The 19,889-nt window shown below is 68.5% G+C and carries 16 protein-coding genes and 1 pseudogene; 5 read left to right on the forward strand and 12 right to left on the reverse strand.

Annotated features, from left to right (window positions below):
* Positions 1 to 85: 85 nt before the first annotated feature.
* Positions 86 to 793 carry an SDR family oxidoreductase gene (locus GA0070561_RS22915; RefSeq protein WP_091404546.1) on the reverse strand — a complete coding sequence of 236 codons (708 nt, stop codon included), beginning with the start codon at positions 791 to 793 and terminating at the stop codon, positions 86 to 88.
* A 541-nt stretch (positions 794 to 1,334) separates the two neighbouring features.
* Here GA0070561_RS22915 and GA0070561_RS22920 point away from each other — a divergent pair.
* The 4 genes from GA0070561_RS22920 to GA0070561_RS22930 all read left to right on the forward strand — a co-directional run bounded on the left by GA0070561_RS22920 (position 1,335) and on the right by GA0070561_RS22930 (position 6,550).
* Positions 1,335 to 4,316 carry an alpha/beta hydrolase gene (locus tag GA0070561_RS22920; protein ID WP_091404548.1) on the forward strand — a complete coding sequence of 994 codons (2,982 nt, stop codon included), beginning with the start codon at positions 1,335 to 1,337 and terminating at the stop codon, positions 4,314 to 4,316.
* 99 nt (positions 4,317 to 4,415) lie between these two features.
* Positions 4,416 to 4,601, forward strand: a complete 186-nt coding sequence (locus GA0070561_RS33195) for a hypothetical protein (protein WP_141710434.1) — start codon at positions 4,416 to 4,418, stop codon at positions 4,599 to 4,601.
* Between the two features lie 238 nt (positions 4,602 to 4,839).
* The gene (locus GA0070561_RS22925; protein WP_208603831.1) at positions 4,840 to 5,652 is read left to right on the forward strand and encodes a 2OG-Fe(II)-dependent halogenase WelO5 family protein; all 813 of its coding nucleotides are present in this window, start codon (positions 4,840 to 4,842) and stop codon (positions 5,650 to 5,652) included.
* Positions 5,653 to 5,713: 61 nt separating this feature from the next.
* Positions 5,714 to 6,550 carry a PhzF family phenazine biosynthesis protein gene (locus GA0070561_RS22930; protein WP_091404551.1) on the forward strand — a complete coding sequence of 279 codons (837 nt, stop codon included), beginning with the start codon at positions 5,714 to 5,716 and terminating at the stop codon, positions 6,548 to 6,550.
* Between the two features lie 53 nt (positions 6,551 to 6,603).
* Here GA0070561_RS22930 and GA0070561_RS22935 read toward each other — a convergent pair whose 3' ends face one another.
* From GA0070561_RS22935 to GA0070561_RS33200, 6 genes and pseudogenes are all read right to left on the reverse strand, one after another.
* Complete coding sequence (locus GA0070561_RS22935; protein ID WP_091404553.1) at positions 6,604 to 7,086, reverse strand: RidA family protein; 483 nt, start codon at positions 7,084 to 7,086, stop codon at positions 6,604 to 6,606.
* Between the two features lie 142 nt (positions 7,087 to 7,228).
* A complete protein-coding gene (locus GA0070561_RS22940; RefSeq protein WP_141710435.1) occupies positions 7,229 to 7,639 on the reverse strand; it encodes a hypothetical protein in 411 nt (136 codons plus the stop codon).
* A gap of 146 nt (positions 7,640 to 7,785) precedes the next feature.
* A pseudogene (locus GA0070561_RS22945) lies at positions 7,786 to 8,046 on the reverse strand (MGH1-like glycoside hydrolase domain-containing protein); the annotation flags it as partial.
* Positions 8,047 to 8,112: 66 nt separating this feature from the next.
* Entirely contained in the window at positions 8,113 to 9,810 is a 1,698-nt protein-coding gene (locus GA0070561_RS22950) for a hypothetical protein (protein WP_141710436.1), read from the reverse strand.
* Between the two features lie 317 nt (positions 9,811 to 10,127).
* The gene (gene zwf / locus GA0070561_RS22955; RefSeq protein ID WP_091404564.1) at positions 10,128 to 11,621 is read right to left on the reverse strand and encodes a glucose-6-phosphate dehydrogenase; all 1,494 of its coding nucleotides are present in this window, start codon (positions 11,619 to 11,621) and stop codon (positions 10,128 to 10,130) included.
* Between the two features lie 827 nt (positions 11,622 to 12,448).
* Positions 12,449 to 12,682, reverse strand: coding sequence for a hypothetical protein (locus GA0070561_RS33200; RefSeq protein ID WP_141710437.1), 234 nt, complete (start codon positions 12,680 to 12,682; stop codon positions 12,449 to 12,451).
* A gap of 258 nt (positions 12,683 to 12,940) precedes the next feature.
* Here GA0070561_RS33200 and GA0070561_RS22965 point away from each other — a divergent pair, with 258 nt between their 5' ends.
* Entirely contained in the window at positions 12,941 to 13,804 is an 864-nt protein-coding gene (locus tag GA0070561_RS22965) for an alpha/beta fold hydrolase (RefSeq protein WP_091404605.1), read from the forward strand.
* 119 nt (positions 13,805 to 13,923) lie between these two features.
* Here GA0070561_RS22965 and GA0070561_RS22975 read toward each other — a convergent pair whose 3' ends face one another.
* From GA0070561_RS22975 to GA0070561_RS22995, 5 genes are all read right to left on the reverse strand, one after another.
* Complete coding sequence (locus GA0070561_RS22975) at positions 13,924 to 14,280, reverse strand: VOC family protein (RefSeq protein WP_091404610.1); 357 nt, start codon at positions 14,278 to 14,280, stop codon at positions 13,924 to 13,926.
* Between the two features lie 280 nt (positions 14,281 to 14,560).
* Positions 14,561 to 17,032, reverse strand: a complete 2,472-nt coding sequence (locus GA0070561_RS22980) for an FtsX-like permease family protein (protein WP_091404615.1) — start codon at positions 17,030 to 17,032, stop codon at positions 14,561 to 14,563.
* Positions 17,029 to 17,790, reverse strand: a complete 762-nt coding sequence (locus GA0070561_RS22985; RefSeq protein ID WP_091404619.1) for an ABC transporter ATP-binding protein — start codon at positions 17,788 to 17,790, stop codon at positions 17,029 to 17,031. The genes GA0070561_RS22980 and GA0070561_RS22985 overlap by 4 nt, the downstream gene beginning before the upstream one ends.
* A gap of 111 nt (positions 17,791 to 17,901) precedes the next feature.
* On the reverse strand, positions 17,902 to 18,558 hold the full coding sequence (locus GA0070561_RS22990; protein ID WP_091404623.1) for a response regulator transcription factor: 657 nt from the start codon (positions 18,556 to 18,558) through the stop codon (positions 17,902 to 17,904).
* Entirely contained in the window at positions 18,546 to 19,772 is a 1,227-nt protein-coding gene (locus GA0070561_RS22995; RefSeq protein WP_091404626.1) for a sensor histidine kinase, read from the reverse strand. Before GA0070561_RS22995 ends, GA0070561_RS22990 begins: the two co-directional genes overlap by 13 nt.
* Positions 19,773 to 19,889: the final 117 nt, after the last annotated feature.

Here is a 19,889-nt window from a genome sequence, read left to right on the forward strand (position 1 = left end):
CCGGCTTCATGAGAATCCGGGCCGCCCGCCGGGCGTACGCCCGTTGACCAAGCCGCTTACTCCGGCAGGCGGATTACCGGTGAAGTCAGGCGAAGAGGTTGCCGGTGATGTCGGCGTAGAAGTCGGCGGGATCGCGGGAGAGGGAGGCCTTGACGTTGGCGGTGGGCTTGTCAGCGATGACTTCGATCTTGCCTGCTTCCAGTCCGTCGAGGGCTTGGGCGACCACCTCGTGGGGCGCGAGCTTGGGGATGTCGATGCCAGCCATCATGTCCGTGTCGGCGATCGCCAGCGCCAGGGCGGTGACCAGAGTCTTCTGGTCGGCCAACTCGAGTCGGATGCCATTCGTCAGGGACCACTCCGCGGCCTTGGAGGCGGCGTAGCCGTTGCTGCCGGGGCTGAAGGTGTACCAGCTCAGCGCCGAGATGACGTTGAGGATGGCGCCGCCGCCCAGCCTGGGCGCGAAGGCGCGGGTGACGTTGAGAGTGCCCCAGAAGTTGGTGTCGAGGTCGCGGCGGATGTTCTCCGTGGACGGGCCGAGCAGTGGGGCTTCAGTGGAGGTGCCAGCGTTGTTGATGAGGATGTCGAGGTCGCCCACCTTGCCTGCGGCGGCCTCGATGGACGCGGGATCCGTGATGTCCAGCTGGAGCGCGATGGCACCGGGGATGTCGATGCTTTCCAGGCGACGGGCGGTCGCATAGACGGTGGCGCCCCGGGTGAGGAGGGCCTCGGCGAAGGCCTTGCCGAGGCCGCGGTTAGCTCCGGTCACGAGAGCTGTTGAGCCGTTGATTTGCATATCGCCACGCTAAAACCTCACGTTGACGTCAGGGGCAAACTTGTGCGAGGTGAATCACCCTCGCCCGTGTCGGCGGCGCTCGGCTCAGGGCGACCCGGGTGCGGCCGGTAACGCCCAGTCGGGCGGATCGGGCGTCTCGAGCCGTTCGCGTAGGTCATCGGGGAGCAGGTCGGCGTATTGGTACTCGCGGACCTGCTCGGGGTGCACCACGCACGGAACCGGCAGGTACATGTCGCTGATTACCGGCGGTTCGGGAGGCGCTTCGAGTAGGACGACCGACAGGTCCAGGGACCAGCCGCAGGGCGACCCGCTGCCGCCGCCCGGTGAAAGCCACTGACCGACATGCGGTTACAGATGTCGGATCGGTCGATGACGCAGCGTGCCAAAAGCGGTTTGATCGAGTTCGATGCCGGGCATCCAGTATGGAGGTACGTGCCATCGAAGGCTCGCAACAGCGCCGCCAGCATGAGGCCGAAGCAGCCAAAGACGTCCACCAACTCGCGACACGCACTGCTGCACTCGACTCCAGCGGGAGATTGTGATGACGACACGCAAGCCCGTCGACTTGGTGTTCGTACACGGGCTGTTTTCGTCGCCCTCGACCTGGCAACCGTTCGTGGACCTCATCCAGGGTGATGCGGAGCTGGCGTCGTTCGTCAGCGTACATACGTTTCGGTACGAGTCGCCGCCCATCAGGGTTCGGATCGACCGCCGCATCGCTGAGGTCGACGACATCGCCGACAGACTGTGGACGTACTACGAGAACGAGTTACGAGACGCCGCGTCGATCGTGTTCGTCACCCATAGCCAAGGTGGCCTCGTCGTGCAGCGACTGCTGGCCCGGCAGGTGTGGCGTGGCCGCGCTGACAAACTCAGCCGGATCAAGAACATTGTGATGTTTGCCTGCCCGAACTCTGGAGCGGAGTTCCTGCTGTCGGTGCGGAGATTCACGTTCTTCGCTTCGAGGAATCCTCAGGAGCGACAGTTGCGCCCCTTCGATCGGGCCGTTATGGAGGCGCAGGAAACCGTTGTACGCGCGGTCGTGCAGGCCCAAGGCGTCAGCAAGACCGAGTGCTTCATCCCGCTCGCCTCATACGGTGGCGTCAGCGATCGGATCGCGCCGCCGATCGTCACGTCGATGCCGTTCTCCTCGAATGGCGTCGTCGACGGTGACCACTTCTCGATCATCAAACCGACAGGCCGGGAGACCTCCCAGTACCGAATCGTCCGCAGGGCACTGCTCGGCGCTGGCGAGTCGGAACAGCCGCCTGCGAGTTCCTCGGACACTTCCTCCGAATGGCAGGTGCGGGCGTCGGTCACTCCGCCCTATGGCCGTAGGGACACCCCTTTGCAGGGGCGAGCAAGCCTGATGCGATCGATCGAGTCGCCCAATCCGCTGCGGAGGGTCCATGTACTGGCGGGTCTGGGCGGCTCGGGCAAGAGTCGCCTGGCGTTGGAGATCGCTCATCGGGCGGAGGCGACCGGCTGTCGGGTGTGGTGGGTCCCCGTGACCCGCATCAACTCCTGCATGCGAGCGGTGGCCGTGCGATTGGGCGCGCCAGAGGTCGAGATCGAACGCGCCTGGGTGGGTTCGGCAAGCGCGACCGATCTGGTATGGCGCCTGCTCAATAGCCAGGAGGATCCCTGGCTACTCGTGTTCGACAACGCCGACGATCCCGGGCATCTGGCGCCCTACGACGGGCCGGTGTCAGACGGATCCGGGTGGCTCAGGGAGCCGACAATCGCCAAGGGCAAGGTCCTGGTGACCAGCCGCGACCGGAACGAATCAACCTGGGGAACGTGGAGCGCAGTGCACCATGTGTCGCCGCTGCAAGAGAGCGACGGTGCGGCTGTCCTGCTGGACCGGCTCCGACCCGAGGTCAGCGGGCGTTCCTTCGAGGAAGCCCGGAAGCTGTCCGCGGTGCTGGGAGGTCTCCCACTGGCGCTCCGCGCGGCAGCCGACTACATCAACGACGTCAACACCAAGAAGATCTGGGGCTCTGACTCCGCTGGGATACGGGATCTGGCTACCTACCGGGCAGAGGCTCGTCGGCGTCTCGAGTCAACGACCAATTCGGACAGTGGCGATCTCAACGAATCGCTGGGCTTGGAAATGGAGCATGTATTCGGGTTGTCCCTTGAACTTCTGACGGAACGCGGTGTGACTCTGGCGCCGCGACTGCTGAAGCTGTTCGCCTGCCTGAACATCGCCCCGATCCCATATCACGTGCTGCTACGGCAGGACGTGGTGGCAGAGTCACCGCTGTTTCACGGCTCGAGCCTGAAGCAACGGATCGCGGCGCTCGGCGGCCTGGCCGACCTCGGCCTCGTGGAACCCCATGTGCTGCCGGACGTCAACGACGAGGAACTGGCGCAGGTCCTGTCTCTGCATCCACTCGCTCACGGGGTCCTTCGGCAGGACAAGGAGGTCAGGCAGCGACACCTCGACTACTACGGGCTCAACGTGCAGATGCTCCTGGCAATGACCAAAGGTCTCGATCCGGATTACCCAGAGAGCTGGGTCATGTGGAACGTTCTCGCACCGCACGCGGTCAGTCTCGTACCGGCCACGCTCCTGCAGGGCACCTGGCCGCGGGACCGACAGGTCACCGCATCGGCGCTGGAACTCGCCCGGCTCACCGCCCGCTACCTCATCGTCACGGGTTTACTGGGACCGGCGCAGGACCTCATCGACTCCCTGATTTCCCAGTGTCACCTGTTTGGTCTTGATCGCGACGACCGCGAGATATTGGCGCTGCGCCACGAGGAGGGCCGCATCGCTCTCGACCGAGGCGAGCCAAAGGCCGCGGAGGAGAAGCTCCGGCAGGTGATTGCCGGACGCACCCAGATTCTCGGTGAGGACCACGCCGACACGCTCGCCAGTCGACACAAGTTCGCCAAGGCAATACTCGAGCAGGGCCGCTGGGCCGAGGCGGAGCCACTGCTGCGCTCCATCGTCAATGCGGAGAACTCCGTCCGCGGCCCGGAACACGCAGACACCATGGTGGTGCGGCACAGTCTCGCCCGGGCCATCCTCAACCTGGGTCGCGCCGCCGAGGCGGAGCAAATGATTCGGGAGGTGCTGGACATCCGACGGCGGATCTGGTCGCCGACCACGCCGGAGACGCTCTTCGTCCGCCGCACACTCGCGAAGAGCCTTGCCGAACAGGGAAAGGACGCCGAGGCCGAGGCCGAGGCGAGGGACGCAATCCGCGAGGCCGGTGACCGTTGGCACGCCCCGGCGGTGATGCACCTGCGATACATCCTGGCGGTCGCCCTCGTCCACCAGGGCAAAGAGGCAGCCGCCATCACCGACCTGAGCCAGCTCCTCGTCGATCGGATCAAGGCGCTGGGGCCGGACCACCCGGAGACGGAGCGCACTCGGGTGTTGCTGGCCCAGGCAAGGGGCATCCCGCCGGATCAGACGGACGGCTCGTCTCGTCAACCAGGAGCGGCTGCCCGGCAGGCACCCATGCCGAGGACCACCGCGGAGGACTCCCCTGTCGTGTTGCCGACAGATTGAACCGGGGAAGATCGCCGGAACGTATAGCTACCAGACAGCCCCGTGCACGCTAGCCTCAGGTATCAACATCAGCCGATTTCGCGAGTACTGGGAGACCAGATGACGATACCCAGCAGCCAGAACGAGTCCAGCTCAACCTGGGCTTCCGGGCCGGCGGGCGATGACGCTCAAGCGCAGACTTCACGCCTCGAAGTGGCCCGGCGGATCGCCCGAGAAGCACTGGAAGCGGATCGCCAAGCAGTTGAACTGGACGCCCGGTTTGCCTTTGGCGTCAACAGTAGATGAAGAAGCTTCCCAAACGGCCTTACCGCCGAAAGTAATATGACCAAGCGGGAATCCCACGCAGCATCATGTGTGTAACGGGTACGCGATATGGACTGTTTGGTCTCACCGCCAGCGCAAAACCTAGCCGCCGGCACGGCTCCGGCCGCCCGTCGACGTGCGCAGCACTCCACATCCAGGTGGCGACATTGACGCTCATCATGGGGTATCCTGCGCCCATCGCAGGTTCTACGAGAGTGCGGTGATCAGTGTGATCGAGTCCGTATCCCATGACTCGTTTTTCAAGTCCGTGACCACCGACCACTTTGATCGAGGCCGTATATCCGACCTGGCCGCAGGCAGAATTGCTGCCATTCGGGTCCCGGATCTACTGCCTCGCTCGATTTGCGAAGAAGTGTTGGAGGCGCTTACCCAAGCGAAATTCGAATCGTACGGTCAGGAGCGGGTCTATCCGACGGTCCTACGCTTCGGCGTCGGCGTCAGCGACCACAGACACGGGGGTGCGGTTGCCGACTCGTACTGGCCTGCCGTCAGGGAGAATGAAGACAGGTGGCGCAGTCTCGGGTTGTCCATCGACCCATTCGAGCTCTGCCGCAAGGCGATCGGCACCGACTGGCCCGGCGGCATCGCTGTCGGCCGCAGCGGTGGCCGACAAATGTGCCCCGGGGTCGCCCGCGAGCCCAATGACGGGTTTCAGGTTCACTTCGACAACGTGTTGCGTGAATTCAAGGGCAACCTGCTCGACGCGAACATAATCAGTCAGTTCGCCTTCAACCTGTACCTCAGCATGCCCGATGATGGCGGTGAGACGGTCGTATGGAGGCATCGTTGGAGCCCGGCCGACGAGGCTTTCAGGCTGCCCAATTCGTACGGCTTCTCGGAGGACGTGGTAGCTGGCGTAGAATCGTTCGTGCTAAAGCCAGCAGTCGGTGAAGGGCTGTTGTTCGACCCACGTAACTACCATGCGGTGCGACCCAGTCGTGGCGCGCGACGCATGGCGCTGGGAATGTCGATCGGCCTGAGCGACACCGGTCAACTTCTGACGTGGGGGTAGCGGGCCTGGACAGCGGAGATTCCCATTGACTGCCCCTCCGGGGAAACATTATAGTTGCGAAATGGAAATTCTCCGCTACACCGCCTTCGCGAATGATTCTCGGGGCGGAAATCCGGCCGGCGTGGTGCTCGACGCAACCGGGCTAGATTCCGAGAAAATGGCAGAGATCGCGGCCGAGGTGGGTTATTCCGAGACGGCCTTCCTTTTTCCCGTGGCCGGCGAACACACGGTCGCGCGATACTTCAGCCCTCGCATCGAAGTCCCGTTCTGCGGTCATGCGACGATCGCAGCCGCAGTGGCCCATGCGCGACTCAACGGCCCTGGCGTTCTGCACCTGGCGACGAAGGCCGGCTACATCGAGGTACGTACATCGATCGAGCCGAGCGGATCGGTCTACGCCACTCTGGTGAGCGTGCCACCGCGGACGGCACAGATCCAGGACGACGATCTGGTAGCCCTCTTGGCGGCGCTCGACTGGTCGCCAGACGAACTTGACCCTGGTCTTCCTCCGCTTGCTGCCTACGCCGGGGCCTGGCATCCCGTCATTGGCGCCGCCAGCCGTGAACGTCTGGCCGATTTGCGGTACGACGAAGGCGCCCTACTGGAAGTCATGGAGCGCAACGACTGGGCGACCGTCGACCTGGTCTGGCGCGAGTCCGAGCATGTCTTTCACACTCGGAACCCCTTCCCGACCGGGGGCGTGTTCGAGGACCCGGCGACGGGTGCCGCCGCTGCCGCGTTCGGCGGTTACCTCCGGGAGCTGGGCCTCGTGCGACCGCCGGCGCGTGTCACCATTCACCAGGGTGTCGACATGGGGCGGCCCGGCGTGATTCTTGTCGACGTGCCCGCCGAGCCGAACAGCGGCATAGCGGTTTCCGGGACGGCAGTCCAGCTGTGAGGGGTGCGGGCAATGCCCGCACCCTTCACCTCAGCCACAGGCCTGGGGCGATGTCAGTCAGCGACTTCAACAATGATCTCGACCTCGACAGGTGCGTTCAAGGGCAGGATCGCAACCCCGACGGCACTGCGTGCATGACGGCCGGCCTCGCCGAAAATGGCTACGAACAGGTCGCTGGCGCCATCTATTACGCTTGCCTGCTGGGTGAAGTCGTCAGCTGACGACACGAAGCCCAGCACCTTCACTACCCTGGTGACCTTGTCGAGGCCCACTGCGGCGTCTACCGCAGCGAGGGCAGCCAGGGCGCAACGACGGCTCAGTTCCTTCGCCCGCTGCGGCGTCACCTCTGCGCCGACCCTGCCCGTCTCGACGACCTCGCCGTCCACCATCGGCACCTGCCCGGCGACGAAGATGAGGTTGCCCGAACGAACCGTTGGGACGTAGCTGCCCCTCGGTGGACTGACCGCCGGAAGCTCCAAGCCGAGGTGGGCGAGGCGAACTGACGGGCTCGTATTGGCCTCCACGTCGCGCAGCATCGTGCTGAACCTACCCCTTCGTGAAGCTCTAGGGCTTGATCACCTGACGTCGATCTGAAGCGCGACAGGGCCCACCCTAATAAACGCCACCGAGGCGGATAGGACGTGGTACAGGAAGATACCCGAAGCAGTCCTCTCCATGTCACCAGTCGAGCGGCTCAACAGCCCGTCCGCGCTCATCGTCCAACGTGGCGTTCCGTCCAGGCTGAGTCGGTGCCGTCGCAGCGACGACCGCCACCCAGACTCGCGTCAAGAGCGTGCCCAGGAACAGCGTCAGGCCTCCGATCAGCACACCCCGCAGCCATGCGCGGTCGTCGATCAGGCCGCCGAGCACCAGGAACACGCACAGAAACTCGCACATCAACAGCGACGCGACGGTCAGGACGTAGACACGGACCCGGGGCTTGGTCCAGAAGTACCCGCCCTTCGGCTTCTCACGTCGCGAGGGCCGATGATCACGGGCCAGCACGTCCAGGTAGCGGGAGTCGAAGAGCATGGCGAGCAGGACCACGGGCAGGACCTGCGCCAACGTCGCGTAGAAGTCTCTGAACACGTCCCCACCCATCGGCGTCACGTGAGTGGGCAAGCCTAGGGCTCATCCCGGCCGACACCTATCAGATCGCCGACAGTCACTACGATCAGACCGGGCCCAGGACGCCGTGGATACACCTTTCGCGGGCTGCCTAACTGCACCGTTCGGCGGCGCAGGGTGAGGATCAGGTCGGCTACCAGGGCCGTCCAGCCGGTCTGGTGCCAGGCGCCCAGGCCGGCCCCGTTGTCGCCGTGGAAGTACTCGGGGAAGGCGATCAGGTCGCGCCAGTCCGGGTGGGTCTGGAACATCTGAGCGGCACCGTAGATCGGCCGCCGACCCCAGTCGTCCTGGGTGAACAGCGAGATCAGCCGGGCGGAGAGGTCGTCGGCGATCTCGTCCAGGGTGTGCCTCACCCCGGAGCGGGTCGGTGGCCGCCTCTCGGTGACCAGGGCGCGGTGGTACTCCACCAGGTGCCGCTGGAGTACTAAGAACTTCTAACGATCGCTGTGGTGGCTGCCGGTGGAGCGGAGTGACCGGCGACCGCCTTCCTGGTCCGGCTCGTTGTCCGCCACCGGATTGCCCAGCCGGCTCACCCAGTCGACGAACTCCGCGTCCTGCCTCGGCAGCGGCTCGCCGTCCGCCGGGGCGCCCGCGCCGCCCCCGTCGGCCCGGGACTTGTTGCGCCGGAACAGGCCCAGCCGCCCTCTGGCCCGGCCCGCCTCGACGACTGATGTCGGGTCGGCCGGCGCGGGGGCCCGGTCGGTCCCGGCGGGGCGGGCCGGCACGGCGTCGGTCGTGGGCGGGGGCCCGGCTCGCTGGGCGGTCGCGAGGGCGTCCCAGTTCGCGGCCAGGTTCAGGTTGGGCAGGGGCGGCCGGTGCCGAGGTGGGAGCGCCGGTTCGGGCCTCTCTTGCGTGCCGGCTGACTGGGTCGCCTCGGCGCCGGGAGCGGGCTCGGCCGAGGGCGGCACGCGCCGCGCCGGAACGACCGGCCAGGTCGCCTGAACCCGCGTCCGGTCGGTCTTCGGCGGTTGGTACATCCGGAGGGTCCCCGGGGCGACGAGTGTCTCCGGGGTGTCGTCGAGATCGCCCGGTGTGGCGAGGTCGGCGGGTGCGGGCGATGCGGCGGTAACAGCCGGTGCACCGACGCCCAGCGGTTCGGCTGCGGTCGGGAGCTTCGTTGCGGTCGCGCCGGCGACCGGTCCCGTGCCGGCCAGGTCGACGGGCTCCGGCTCGTCGGTCGCACCACCAACGGCCGGCCTCATGGGCAGCCGCACGGCGGGACCGGCGGCCAGCGGACCGAGGAGGTCGGTTGACTCGGCGACCCGCGCTTCGGCGGTGCGCGGCAGGAGCGGCCAGCGGAACAACGCGGCGGCGGCCGAGCCGAGCACGCCGGCGGCGACGGCGAGCAGCGCCCCGTAGTACGGCGTGATCTGGTACCGGTCGACGGCGTCGCCGGGACCGGCGGTCAGATAGGTGAACGCGACCAGCACCGTGCCGGCCGCGCCGGTCACGCCGTTGACCAGCGGCGGATGCCCGCGCCAGCGGGCCAGCCCGCCGGTCGCCGCGCCGATGAGCAGGGCCACCGACGGCAGAATCAGGATCGCCAGCCGGTGTGCCGTGTCGGCGTCGAGCCCGGCCGGCTCCAGCACACCGAGCCGTACGGCGGGCAACGGCCCGGCGGTTGCGAGCGACGGGACGGCCGAGACGAGCGCCAGCAGCCAGACCACGCCGCCCACTGCCGCCATGTTCCAACCCAGCGGCGGCTTCAGCAGTACGGCGATGGCGGCACCCGCGCCAACCAGCGCGCCGAGGGTCGCGCAGATGCCTAGGGCCCAGATCGGGTCCACAGAGAAGCGCTCGGCGGCCTGGGCCGGCCGGATGCAGAGCGGCGCCACGACGGTGGCGCCCAGCGCGGCGGCGGCGGCGACGGCCACCAATCTGCCAGTGCTTCCCAGCACCCCGTACCGGCGGGCCAGGCGTGCGGCGACGACGGTGCCGGCTACGGCGGCGTGTGCCGCGAACCAGCCGACCCAGACGAGCTGGGCGGGCCACTGGTTGACGGCGGCGTCGGTGGAGGCGTCCGCGAGCTGGACGATGCCGAAGCTGAACGCGATGCCGAGTTGACCGGCACCGGCGAGCATGCCCATCCCGAGCGCTGTGAGCAACAGGTTACGCCAAGTGCGAGAGAACATGTCCGGCACGTTACGCACTCGGTGCGGGTGTTTTTCACCGAATGTCGGTTTTCGCGTCCGACCGCCGTGCCAGCGGTCACCTCAGTTCGACCTGGGCGCGCAACGAACCTGGTGCCGCCCACATTGCTGAGCATGTGGACGGTGTCCGCGTCGCGATGGATGACGTCGGCCGCGGGCACGTCGGCGTCGCTGCAGACGCGACGCCGATGGGGTTCGGCGCAGCGGTGGGTGGGAGCCGGCTCCCACCCACCGCTGCGCGTCGATGGTGCGACCAAGCGATCGGGCTCAGCAGCGTGGTCACATTCGTTGTGGCAGTGTCACGCGGAGTTGCGCCACTTGCGGCCGTGCCCGCCGATGAGCCGGTCGGCGTCGGTCGGGCCCCAGGAGGCGGCCTCGTAGGTGGGGATCGGCGAGTTGTCCTTCTCCCAGTTGTCGATGATCGGGTCGACGATCCGCCAGCACTGCTGCACCTCGTCGCTGCGGATGAACAGCGACGCGTCACCGATCAGCGCGTCCAGGAGCAGACGCTCGTACGCCTCCGGGGACTCCTCGACGAACGTCTGGTCGTAGGAGAACTCCATCGTGGCGGTGCGGACCCGGAAGGAGTGGCCCGGCACTTTGGCACCGAAGCGCAGCGAGATGCCCTCGTTCGGCTGGATCCGCAGGATCAGCGCGTCAGCATCGAGGCCGGTCAGTTGGTCGGTCGGAATCGGCAGGTGCGGCGGCCGCTGGAACTGCAGTGCCACCTCGGTGAGTCGGGCCGGCAGGCGCTTGCCGGTGCGTACGTAGAACGGCACCCCGGCCCAGCGCCAGTTGTCCACGTTGAGCCGCATCGCGGCGTAGGTCTCGGTCCGCGACAGGGGGTCCACGCCGGCCTCCTCGCGGTAGCCGGCCATCAGTTCCTCCCGCGTGCCGCCCCGGGTGTACTGTCCCCGGACCGCAGCCTCGGCGATGTCCCGGTCGGTGGGGAGCCGGATCGCCTGCAGCAGCTTCACTTTCTCGTTGCGCAGGCCCTCAGCCTCGAATGAGGCCGGCGGCTCCATCAGTGCCAGCGCGAGAACCTGAAGCACGTGGTTCTGCACGATGTCCCGCATAGCCCCGGCGTCCTCATAGAAGCCGCCGCGGCTGCCGACGCCGAGGGTCTCGGCGACGGTGATCTGCACGTGGTCGACCCAGGAGCGGTCCCAGATGGGCTGGAAGATCGAGTTCGCGAAGCGCAGCGCCAGCACGTTCTGGACGGTGTCCTTGCCCAGGTAGTGATCGATGCGAAAGACCTGGTGCTCGTCGAACGCGCTGTGCACGACGCCGTCGAGCTCGCGGGCCGTGACGAGGTCGCGCCCGTACGGCTTCTCGATGACCAGGCGGGAGAAGGAGCCTTCGCGTGGCTGGTTGAGCCCGACACCGGCCAGTCCTTTGATCACCGGCTCGAAGGCCCCGGCCGGGGTGGACAGGTAGAAGAGCCGGTTGCCGGACGTGCCCCGCTGTGCGTCCAGCTCGTCGAGGGTCTCCACGAGCCGCTTGTAGGTCTCCGGGTCGTCGTAGCCGCCGGCCACGTACCGCACGCCGCCCTGGAGTTGGCGCTTGCTGGCGAGGGTGCGCTCGCCGAGGGCGCTCTCGGCGAACTGCTCGTCGGTCATCGACGTGCGCGCGACGCCGACCAGCGCGAACTGGTCCGGGAGCCGCTCGTGCCGAGCCAGGCTCTCGACTGCGGGCAGCAGCTTACGCCGGGTCAGGTCACCGGAGGCACCGAAGATCACCAGCGTGGCCGGCGGGGCACTCCGCTCCTGGATGAGCTGAGATGCGTGGTCCATGGTCTGCGTTCCTCCGGGCACAAGGGGTGTGGGGTTTGGGGGTGTCGTGCTGTCATGCCAGGAATTGTGGCTATGGCGGTGGTGTTCGGGGGCCACGCGGCGTGGCCCGTTGGTCGCGGAGCTTGAGCGTCGCATGCCGGGCCGCCGGGTAGGCGACTCGGTGGCGATTCGAGCACCAGGCCGCAGCGAAATTTGAGGTATCAACGCCCGTCAGCAGGGTTGCCTGATTCAGGAGTGTCTCCCAGCACTCGTGCGCCCTTGTTTCCTTGGACGCTGTCGTTGGCGCAGGGCCATGGACTGGCGGCGAGTGGCGCCAAGTCGGCGTCGTGGAAGATGAGCAGCTCGTTGTCAAGGCGTTGGCAACAGAGGGATCCACAGTCCCTCGTGGGTCCATCGCCATTGGTACTGGTCTCGCGGGCGGCCTTTGCGGCTGGGCGGTCTTCAGCGGTGGAGCAGCCGCGGCGGTGGTTCTGACTCCAGCCCAGGCGGACTTCGGACCTGCCCGCGGACGGGCGGCGAAATTCCGGACGCGGCCTCGTTCGAGGCGCAGACCAGGGACGAGCAGGGACGGTTGAACCGGCCGAGTTTTCTCGTGAGTTCGGTCAGCGGCGAGGGCTACGTTGATCTCGTCAGCACCATCGACGACGCGAACGTGGTGGCCGAACGCGACCCACGGGAAATCACCGGCTGAGTCCACGCTCCGCCGCGTTCGGTGGCGTCAGTGACGATCGCCTCCTACCTGGCCATCACCGCCAAAGGGGGCCATTTGGAGATGCCTGCAGGTCCTGCGCTTGCTGCATCCACCCAGCCTGCGGCTCCACGTTTCCCTAGGTCCCATCCTCTGTAATGACCTCCTCGGCGTATCCGAACGCGTTGTCCTCGCCCTCGGTCTCGGCCAACCGGTCGGGCGGCGCCTGCGCTACCGGGTGACCGGTGTCGTCGACCAGCCCCGGCGCCATGCTGCCACCGTGGGCGTCCTGTACCGCCCGGGTGTCGCGGGCCGCCTCGTCCTGCGGCACCCCGGTCTGCCCTCCGTCACGCTGCTGTTCCCGCTCGGCCATGGGCGTCCCTTCCTCGGTCCTGACCAGCGGCGGTACCCGCACGAGTGGCCGGGAAACCGATCAATGACCGGTCCTTCGTCCAACTCGCCAGTGGCGGGCGAGCACGGAGGTTCGTCGGATCAGCTTCGGTTGGTGGCGACCGCGGCGATGACGGCGTGCGGCCGATGAGTGCCGTCAGCCGGCCGACGAAGGCGCTCGACCTCCGTGCATGCCCATGAGTGGATGTTTCTCTTGGCGTGTCTTGGATACTTTCCGCGCATGTTTGACGGTTTCGAGGACGAGCGGGTCGATGTCGGGGAGGTGGAGCTCCGGGTCCGGTATGCGGGGCACGGGCCTGCGGTCCTCCTTATCCACGGACATCCGCGTACGGGGTCGACGTGGCATCGCGTCGCGCCGCAGCTGGTTGGTCGCGGGTTCACCGTCGTCTGTCCCGACATGCGCGGCTATGGGCAGTCCGGCAAGGCGCAGATCCTCGCGGATCACTCGCAGCAGTCCAAGCGGGTGGTTGCCGCGGACCTGGTCCAGCTGATGGAGAAACTGGGCCACCCGACGTTCGCGACGGTCGGACATGACCGTGGGTCGTACGTGGCGTTGCGCCTGGCGCTGGATCATCCCGACTTGGTCAGTCAGTTGGTGGTCATCGACGGTGTTCCCATCAGTGAGGCTCTTGCCAGGTGCGATGCGAAGTTCGCCCATGACTGGTACCACTGGTTCTTCTTTGCGCAGCCGGACAAGCCAGAGCGGGCCATCGCGGCCGACCCCGATGCTTGGTACGCCGGTAAGGCCCGGCCCGAGAGCATGGGAGCCGCGAATTACCAGGAGTTCCGGCGGGCCATCCACGATGCGGCCACCGTTCGGGCCATGCTGGAGGACTACCGGGCGGGCCTCGGCGTTGACCGAGCGCACGAGGAAGCCGACCGGCGTGGCGGTCGTACTGTCGGCTGCCCGACTCTCGTGCTGTGGTCGACCCGGGACGACATGGAAGACCTGTACGGCGACCCGCTAGCCGTCTGGCGCCCGTGGGCCTCCGATCTACGCGGGCACTCGATTGAGTCCGGCCACCACGTCGCCGAGGAGAACCCCGACGACTTGACCGCAGCCCTGCACCACTTCTTGTCCTGAGCCTCCCGCCCCACGCGACACCATGCCCAGCTGTGGACGGGCGGGCAGCCAGACGGTTTGAATGCCGAGTTGCTCGTTCATCGCAGCGAGCTGGTACTCGTAGCGAAGGTCCGCCACCGTCAGCGGTGATACTGGACCAGGCAGAACTCGTGGTCCTCAGGGTCGGCCATAACGACAACCACGCCCTCGTCGTAGTCGTGCCGCTCGCCGGTGAACCGGCCACCGAGATCGACGACCAGGGCCATTGCCTCGTCGATCTGGTCGACGGAGATGTCGAGGTGAATCCGCACCTTGCCTGTCCTGGCTTCCGACACCGGTTGGAACACCAGCCGTGGCTGAGCTTCACCTCGTTCACCGAGGTAAACCCAACCCTCCTGCGACGGACCGGGCTCGCGACCGAGCAGGCCGCTCCAGAATCGGGCTACCCGCTCGGGGTCAAGGCAATCAATCGTCACACCGGACCAGACGTTCGCCATGTACCGATCCTGACGGAACTGCCGTCGCTCGACACCATCCGCCTCTGCCGCTTATAAAGCGCAGCGTCCGTGGGGGCAGCTGGTGATGGCCGGGGCCGTGGGAGCAGGTCGGGCGCGCCTGGGGTCAACGGTCCCTGGCCGTGTGTCGCCGTCAGCCACGGCCGCCGCCGAGACTTTGCCGCGGCCCTGGGGCCACCCGTAGCTGGGACACCAGTGCGACCGTGCCGCCTCAGCGATGTACGCGGAGGCGGCACGGTCGCCGACATTCGAGCCGCGACGCCTACTCCTTCACCCCGATGTTGTCGATCGGAGGAGCGTTGAGCAGCCGTCGGACGGGCCACACAGTGGTTGCCAACGCCAGCAGTGTCGTGCCGCCGAGCACCGCCACCCATCCGAGCGGCGGGACGTACGGGATCGGGCTGCCGGTCAGTCCGTTGACGATCGCGCTCAGGGTCAGCGCCGCGATCGTCGCGCCGATCAGTACCGCGGTGCCGAGCAGCCCTGCCTGTTCGGCCTGGACCATCCTCCGAATCTGACGGCGGGTGACCCCGACCAGTTGGAGCAACGCCAACTCGCGGCGGCGGGCCAGCGCGGCCATGACCATCGTGGTGGCCGCCGCCAGCGCCGCGTACCCCACCATCACGCCGATCAGCAGCCGGTTCAGCCAGGCCCCGATCGCCAGATCGGTGCTGATCAGGCGCGTTCGGGTGGCGGCGTCGAGAACCTCGGTGCCCGGTCGCCCAGCCGACCACGTGGCCAACGCGGTGTCGGCCTCCGGGCCGGCGCTGACCAGGACCTCGTCGTCGGTATCCCCGGCCGTGTGCCCGGCGACCGTCTCGGCGGCCAGCGTGACGTCGCCGAAGCCGAGGCCACGGCCGTAGATCGCGACGACGTCCAACGTGACCGGGGTGCCGTCGCCCAGCCAGAGTTCCGCCTGATCGCCGACATCCCAGCCGGACGAGGACGCCTGCATCGCCGACAGGGCGACAGTGCCCGCGCGCAGGTCGGCCAGGTTGCCCTCGCGCACGGCGAGGTCCATCGTCGACGTGATGCCCGCCGGGTCGACCGACTGCGCGCTGACCGGCTCGATTCCGCCGAGCGCCCGCACCAGCACCTGCGTACGGTGCACACCAGTGGCCGCCCGCACCCCGGCCAGCTCGCGGATCTCCCGCGCCGTGTCCGCCGGCAGCCCACCCGGAGCGACAAGCACCCGCTCGGCGAGAGTTCCCGCGCTGCTCTGCGTGGTGGTCTGCCGTTCCAGGTTGGTCTGCAGGAACCAGACCGAGCCGCCGAACCCCACGGACAGCACGAGGGCGGTCAGGACCGTCGCCATGCCCTGCGCGTTGGCCCGCAGATTGGCCGCGGCCAGGTAGCCGCTGACCCGCCACATCCGCGGCAACAGCGGTGTGAGCAGGCGTGCCGCGTACGCGTTGATCCTCGGTGCGAGCAGCGCCACCGCGATGACGAACAGGTACAGCATGCCGACCGCTCCGGCCAGTGCCCCGGTCGACCCGCCGGCAGCGACCGTGAACGCCCCGGAGGTGCCGGCCGCCGCCAGCGTCAGAACGCCGGCGATCAGCCGTACCCGGCCGCTACGCCGAGGCTCGACAGCGATCTCGCCGAGCGCCTCGATCGGCTTGATCGCGGTGACCCGGCGTGCGGCGACCAACGCGGCGAGCACTGCCACGAGGACCGCCGTACCGACCGCGGCCGGCACCGCGAACAGGCCGTCGGCCATCGGGAAGCTGGCCGGCACGAACCCTCGCCCGACCAGCTCGCCGTGTACCCAGCGGGCCGCCAGCAGGCCGGCCGGGCCGCCGATCGCAGAACCGATCAGGGCGAGCAGCGCGGCCTCGGCGACCAGCATGCGGCGCACCTGCCCCGGCGTGGCCGCGACCGCGCGTAGTAACGCCAGGTCACGTCGACGGTGCCGGACGGACAGCCCGATGGTGCCGGCCACCACGAAGACGATCAGCAGGACGACGTACCCCCCGAAGGCCGATCCGGCCGTGACCAGCAACGCCTGGGCGGCCTGGTTCTCCGACTGTTCGACGTTCCCACGGTCTTTCCCGGTGTACGTCGTGGCGCCGGCCGCCGACGCGACCTCGCGTACCGCGCCGAGGTCGGCGCCGGGCGCCATCCGGACGCCGATCGCATCCACCCGGCCCGGGTGGGCGGACAACCGGGCGGCCTGCGCGTCGGTGAAGAACACCGCCGCCGAACCGGTCTCGGCGGTTCCACTCACCAGGTACGACCGCCTGACCCCGCCGACGACCAGGTCGATGCGGTCGCCGGGTGCCGCGCCGAGCCGGGTGTCGACAAGCACCTCGTCGTCGGCCCGTGGCGCGGCACCCGCGGCGACGGGACGACCGGTGAAGGAGTACGTGTCCCAGCCGTGTCCCACGGCGGCGGGTGAGCCGATCAGCACCCCTTCGTCGCCGGTGACGGCCGCGACGCCCGGCACCTGGCGGATCTGGTCCACCAGGGCCGCGTCCACCGTGCCGCCCTCGGGCAGCGTGACGGTGCTCGTGGTGGTGTCGCCGCCGAACTCTTTGAACGTGTGGCTGACCGTGCGGTTGGCGACGACCGCGTCGGCCGTTGCCCAGAGCCGTGGCTCCGTACGGTAACGCAACCCGGACTCGACGAGGGTGCCCATCGCTACCAGGATCAGCACGCCGGCGATCAGGGCCAGCAGGGTCGCGGCGGCGGGGCCGGCGCGGTGCCGCAGCAGGCGGGCGGCGAGGCCGGTCATCGGAGGACCCGCCGATCCAGCGATGCCAGGTGCTCGGCGATACCGGCCGCTCCGAGCTGCGGAAGGTCGGCGACGATCGCACCGTCGGCCAACACGAGCACGCGGTCCGCGTACGACGCGGCGATCGGATCGTGGGTCACCATCACCACGGTCAGCCCGTGTTCGTCCACGACCGCGCGAAGCAGCGTCAGCACCTCCGCCGCGGTCCGCGAGTCGAGGGCGCCGGTGGGCTCGTCCGAGAAGATCACCTCGGGGCGGGTGGCCAGCGCCCGGGCGATCGCCACCCGCTGCTGCTGGCCGCCGGAGAGCGCGGCAGGCCGGTGATGCAGTCGGTCGGTGAGGCCGACCCGCTCGACCACCTGGGTCAGCCAGGCCCGGTCCGGACGGACGCCGGCCAGGCGCAGGGGCAGCACGATGTTCTCCTCGACGGTGAGCGCGCCGATCAGGTTGAACGCCTGGAAGACGAACCCGATCCGGGTACGACGCAGCTCGGTCAGGCGGGTCTCGGAAAGGCCGGACAGGTCGGTGCCTCCGATGACCACCCGGCCGGAGGTGGGCCGGTCGAGCCCGGCGGCGGTCTGCAGCAGCGTGCTCTTGCCGGAGCCCGAGGGCCCCATCACCGCGGTGAAGGTGCCCCGGTCGAACCCGACATCGATGCCTGCGAGCGCAGTCACCTGGTTGCGGCCGGCGCCGTACACGCGGGTGAGGTGTTCGACGCGTACCGCCGGTTCGATGGTCTGTCCCGGATAATCCGGCATTCTGGTGGCCTCTCTCCGTGTCATCGGCAAGAACTGCGCGCACCAGAAACGCTATTGACGTGCGAGAACGGCGACGATCCCGCGGGCTGCCAGGTCCGGGTACAGCAGGCGCTACCGCCGACCGCCGTCCAGGTAGCGCAGCACCGCGGTGACCCGGCGGTCGGCCTGGTCGTCCGGTGGAAGCTGAAGTTTCGAGAAGATGCTGCGGATGTGCTTGTGCACCGCGCCGTCGGTGACGAACAACCGCTCGGCGATCGCGCTGTTGCCGAGCCCTTCGGCCATCAGCCCCAGCACCTCACGCTCACGCGGCGACAACTCGCTCAGCGCCGTGTCCGTCCGGCGGTTGCGGGCGAGCAACTGCGCCACCACCTCCGGGTCGATCACGCTGCCACCGTCCGCGACGCGGTGCAGCGCGGCGAGGAACTCCTCGACCCGCCCCACCCGCTCCTTCAACAGATAACCGAGCCCGACGGCGCCGACCGAGAACAGGTCGGTGGCGAACGCCTGCTCCACGTACGCCGACAGGACCAGCACCGCGAGGCCGGGGCGGCGCCGTCGGGCCTCCACCGCGGCCACGATGCCCTCGTCGGTGTGGGTCGGCGGCATCCGCACGTCCACGATCGCGACGTCCGGCGCATGTTCGTCGACGGCGACCAGGAACTCGCCTGGCGTACCGGCCGTGGCGACCACGTCCAGATCCTCCGCCCGCAGCAGCAGAGCCAACCCCTCACGCAGCAGCGGGTCGTCCTCGGCGATCACGATCCGCATGGCAGCTCCACGTCCATTCTCGTCGGCCCTCCCGGTGGGCTCGTCAGCGCCATCCGGCCGTCGTACGCCTCGACCCGCCGGCGGATACCGGTGAGCCCTGAGCCACGTGTCTCGTCCGCGTCGCCGTGCCCGTCGTCCTCAATGCACACCAGCAGCCGACCGCGCTCGCGGCGCACGGCCACGTCCACCCGGCTCGCACCGCTGTGCCGGACGACGTTGGTCAGCGCCTCGGCCACCACGAAGTACGCGGTGGCCTCGACCGAGGCCGCGCACCGCACAGCCACGTCAACCTCAAGTCGGCAGGGCACCACGCAACTGCCGGCCAGGCCCGCCAGAGCGCCGACGAGACCCCGGTCGTCCAGCACCGGCGGCAGGATCCCGCGCACCACCGTACGAAGCTCACCGAGGGCCTGTTCCGCGGCGTCCTGCGCCTGCCCGAGGATCTCGTCTGCCCGGTCCGGGTTGCGGCGCATGGCCCGCCGCGCGGCGCCCAGCAACACGTTGACCGCGACCAACCGGTTCTGGGTGCCGTCGTGCAACGAACGCTCGATCCGGCGCAGCTCGACCGCGTGGGCGTCCAGCGCCGCAGCGCGGGTGGCGGTCAGCTCGGCCACCCGCAGCGACAGGTCGACACCCGGCGGCGGAGGCAGCAGCAACCGGCCCGGCCACGCCTGAAGACGGGCCAGGACCGGGCTGATCCAGATCGCGGCGGCCAGCGAGCCGACCCCGAGCAACCCGACCGCGAGTGCCTCGGACAATCCGTCGATGCGCCACCAGACGATCCCCGGGGCGCCGGCGTCGGCAGGGATCAGCCGGTACCACAGCGGGAACGTGACGTACTGCACGGCAGAGAGGGGCAGCGCGAGGCCGACAAGCCCCGTCGCCAGGCCGATGAGCGAGGAAAGCCCGACCCAGCCGAGCTCCCGGCGCACGAAGGGATCGCGCGTCGCCGTCCGCAACCCGGCCGGCACCGGACCCGGCGTGGGGATCGGCTCGCCCCAGCGGGACAGCCGGGCCCGCTCGCGGTCGCTCACCCAGCGCACCGCCCGCAACGCACCGGGCGCCGCCAGCAGCCCCACCCCGACCAGGCAGGTCACCGCCACGATCGCCGCCCAGAGCAGCGCGCCCAGCGCCAGCGTGGCCGTGCCCAGCCCTCCGACCAGGTGCTCCAGGGCGTCGACCGAGGCGCGAACCCGGCCCCGCACGTACGCCATCGACCCACCTCCCCCGCCAACATAGGCCACCACCCGCCGCGCCCGGCAACGGCCGGCACGGAAGGTACAGCCTGCTGTACCACTGTCGTCGAGCTGGCGGGATCGTCCCCGCCGTGC

Source organism: Micromonospora saelicesensis, assembly GCF_900091575.1.
Classification (GTDB): Bacteria; Actinomycetota; Actinomycetes; order Mycobacteriales; family Micromonosporaceae; genus Micromonospora; species Micromonospora saelicesensis.